Origin of the sequence: Arthrobacter sp. 35/47, from assembly GCF_000520475.1 — a bacterium.
Lineage (GTDB): Bacteria > Actinomycetota > Actinomycetes > Actinomycetales > Micrococcaceae > Arthrobacter_D > Arthrobacter_D subterraneus.
Genome location: NZ_KI914595.1, coordinates 11261 through 14354, shown reverse-complemented (window position 1 = coordinate 14354; position 3094 = coordinate 11261). Strand labels below are relative to the sequence as shown.

Annotated in this window: 3 protein-coding genes and 1 pseudogene; all 4 read right to left on the bottom strand. The window is 65.1% G+C overall.

Annotation, left to right across the window (positions count from 1 at the left end):
- The coding region (locus tag X803_RS18785) for an MFS transporter (RefSeq protein WP_035778361.1) at positions 1-917 on the bottom strand (917 nt) is incomplete at its 3' end.
- A gap of 24 nt (positions 918-941) precedes the next feature.
- Positions 942-1694, bottom strand: coding sequence for a respiratory nitrate reductase subunit gamma (gene narI / locus X803_RS0108625; protein WP_026544827.1), 753 nt, complete (start codon positions 1692-1694; stop codon positions 942-944).
- A gap of 2 nt (positions 1695-1696) precedes the next feature.
- A complete protein-coding gene (gene narJ, locus X803_RS0108620; protein ID WP_084033561.1) occupies positions 1697-2371 on the bottom strand; it encodes a nitrate reductase molybdenum cofactor assembly chaperone in 675 nt (224 codons plus the stop codon).
- Positions 2368-3094 (bottom strand): annotated as a pseudogene (gene narY / locus X803_RS22730) (nitrate reductase subunit beta); the annotation flags it as partial. The pseudogene narY and the gene narJ, both read right to left, overlap by 4 nt.

Below are 3094 nucleotides of genomic sequence, written 5' to 3'. Positions count from 1 at the left end.
TTGACCACCCAGGCAAGGACTGCCACCGCGGCGAGGGAGGTGATGACTACCGGTTTGGCTCCGAGTTTGTCCGCGAGGATTCCGCCGACCGGGCGGGCCAGGACTGCGGCCAGAGCGAAGCCCGCCGTGCGGGTGCCCGCAGCAGTGAGGTCGAATTCGTAGATGTCCCGCAGATACGTGGGCAGGTAGGTGGAGAAGGAGACAAAGCCGCCAAAGACCACCGCATACAGGAAGCACATCCGCCAGGTGACACCGAGCTTCGCGGCTCCCACTAGCTTCGCCCGGACTCCCGTGGAAGGTGCCGCGGCCCGGGCGGGACACTCCTGCATGAACAACCACACAACCCCCGCAGTTGCCACCAGAAGCACTGCGATCAGGAGGTGTGTCGCCAGATACCCGATCAGGTCAACGAGCCTGGGGATGGAAAACGCGGACAGTGCGGTGCCGCCCATCCCGGCGCCAAAGACGCCGGTGGCGAACCCGCGTCTTTCCGGTTCATACCAGGCGGAGACAAAGGGTATCCCGACTGCGAAGACAGTTCCCGCGATGCCCAACAGAAAACCGGCGGCAATAAGCACCGGATAGGAGCCGATGGTGCCGCCCAGGGCAACCAGCAGGATCGGCGGCACGGAGACCAACAGCACCGCCGTGAACATGATCCGACCGCCGTACCGGTCCGTCAGCACTCCGACCACAATCCGCCCGATCGATCCCACCAGGACGGGCATCGCCACCAGTGCCGCTGTTGCGGAGGGCGCCAGCTCCAGCTGCGCTGTATAGGTACCGCTGAGCGGCGCGACCACCGTCCAGGCGAGGAAGCCCACTACGGAGGCCAGCGTTGCCAGCACCAGGTTCCGGGTTCTCGCTGAACTGGAGATGGCTTCCGGCGGTGCGCCCGTCGGCGTTTCAGCGCTCATTTCTCCTCCCTTTCCTGATCCGTCCTAGCGCGTCCGGTTGTCACGGTCGCGCGTACCAACGGGGGCCCAGCCGCGGCGCGTCGGGGAACTGGAGGAACCCCGGCGGTCCCGGGAGCGGTACACGATGTAGGGCCTGAAGAGGTAGTGGAGCGGGGCGGTGAACGCATGCACAAGGCGCGTGAAGGGCCAGATGACAAAGAGCAGCATGCCCACCAGCGTGTGGAGGTGGAAGGAAAACGGAGCGGCCGCCATGGACGCGATGTCGGGCTGCAGGATGAAGAGGGAGCGGAACCACGGGGCGACGGTCTCCCGGTAGTTGTGGCCGTGCCCACCAAGGAACACGCTCGCCAGCGTGGTCCAGAGGCCGAAGACGATAGCGGCGGCGAGGACTACATACATCATCTTGTCGTTGCGGGTTGTCGCCATGAACACCGGCCCGATTTTGCGGCGACGGTAGATCAGGATCGCCATTCCGCCGAGTGTGCCGATTCCGGCGACACCCCCGACAAAGAGCGCGTTGAAATGATAGAAGTCCTGGCTCATCCCGACCGCTTCAGTCCAGGACATCGGTATGACCAGGCCGAAGAAGTGCCCGGCCACCACCGCGAGTATCCCGAAGTGGAATAGCGGCGATCCGATGCGCAGCAGCCTGGATTCGTACAGCTGGGAGGAGCGGGTCGTCCAGCCGAACTGGTCGTAGCGGTAGCGCCAGATGAGTCCGCCGATGAGCACCGCCATCGCGACATACGGGGCAATCCCCCAGAGCAGGACGTCCATGGTCAGCCTTTCGATGAACTGAGCGGCAGGAGCCGCGGATCGTACGGGTCCAGGCCCACGGATTCGGTGGGCGGCCCTTGCCCCGCCAGGCGCATGACGGCGTTCCGGTCCTCCGGGGACGGGCCGGGGAGGGTGTCGCAGACGGCCCGGACAATACCCGCGTGGGCCAGCCTGTCGTCCTGTAGCGCCAGCCGGAGCAGCTCGATGCTCGGCCGGAACTTCAGCAGCAGCTCCCGGCCTGCGCCGGGGTTCACGGTGGCCGAGAATTCCAGGACCATCGGCAGGTAATCGGGGAGCTCACCACCCGTGTCCACCAGCACGTCACTTTTCCGGTACACCTGCTTGAACTCCGTGAGCACCTCTCCCCTCCTCCGGGTGTCGCCGTCGGTCCAGTAGGACAGGTGAAGGGCATGCCTCCGGCTCAGGTCAAACTCCTGCACGTAGGTGGCCTGAATTTCGGGCAGGGTGCCCATTTCGAGTTGCTGAAGGACAGGCTCAAAAGGGGCCAGTGCGCCGTCGTGCTCGGCGAGCGCCGCGCGGATGACCGGGACCTTCGCGAGCAGGTCCTCATCCGGATAGGAAAGACACCAGGCCGCCGAGAGGTAGGTGACAGCAATCCTTGTGGCCGCCCCGTTGTTCTCCTTCTTCGATGTCCGGGCACCGAACAGGCCGCTCATCGCGGCTCCTCCCCGTCCTGTCTGTCAGGGAACATGCCCTCCGGCACACCGTTCCCGTCCCAATTCAGCAGGTTCACCCGGCCGCGCAGGGTCTCCCGGCCGCCCGGTGCGTCCGAGGTCTGCCGCTGCTGCAACGCGTGGAAGGTTTCCACTGCTACGGGCGTGGGCACGCCGCTGGCCTCTCCGAAGGGTGAGTCCTGCATACCGGGTCCGCCGTCGTAATCCAGGGAACAACCCATCTCCTCGAGATCGTGTGCCTGCTCGACGTGTGCTTTCGGGATGACGTAGCGCTCCTCGTACTTGGCGATGGCCATGAGCCGGTACATCTCGTACATGGTCTCGCCCTCCATCCCTACCGCTTCCGGGATCGAGTCGTCAGGGTCGTTCCCCAGGCTGATGCCGCGCATGTAGGAGCGCATGGCCGCGAGTTTTTTCAGGACTCCCGTAACCATGTCGGTGTCGCCGGCCGTGAAAAGTTCCGCGAGGTACTCAACCGGGATTCGCAGCTCATCGATCGCGCCGAACAGGTTGCCGTGATCTTCGGCGTCGTGCCCCTGGTCGCGCAGCAGGTCCACGATCGGAGAGAGCGGCGGCACGTACCAGACCATGGGCATGGTCCGGTATTCCGGGTGCAGCGGAAGGGCGATCCTGTACACCTTCGCGAGTGCGTAGACCGGCGACCGCTGGGCCGCGTCGATCCAGTCGTCAGGGATCTCCTGCTCG

Coding starts and splice junctions, on each gene's coding strand:
- narI (WP_026544827.1), bottom strand. CDS start 1,694: ATGGACGTCCTGCTCTGGGGGATTGCCCCGTATGTCGCGATGGCGGTG.
- narJ (WP_084033561.1), bottom strand. CDS start 2,371: ATGAGCGGCCTGTTCGGTGCCCGGACATCGAAGAAGGAGAACAACGGG.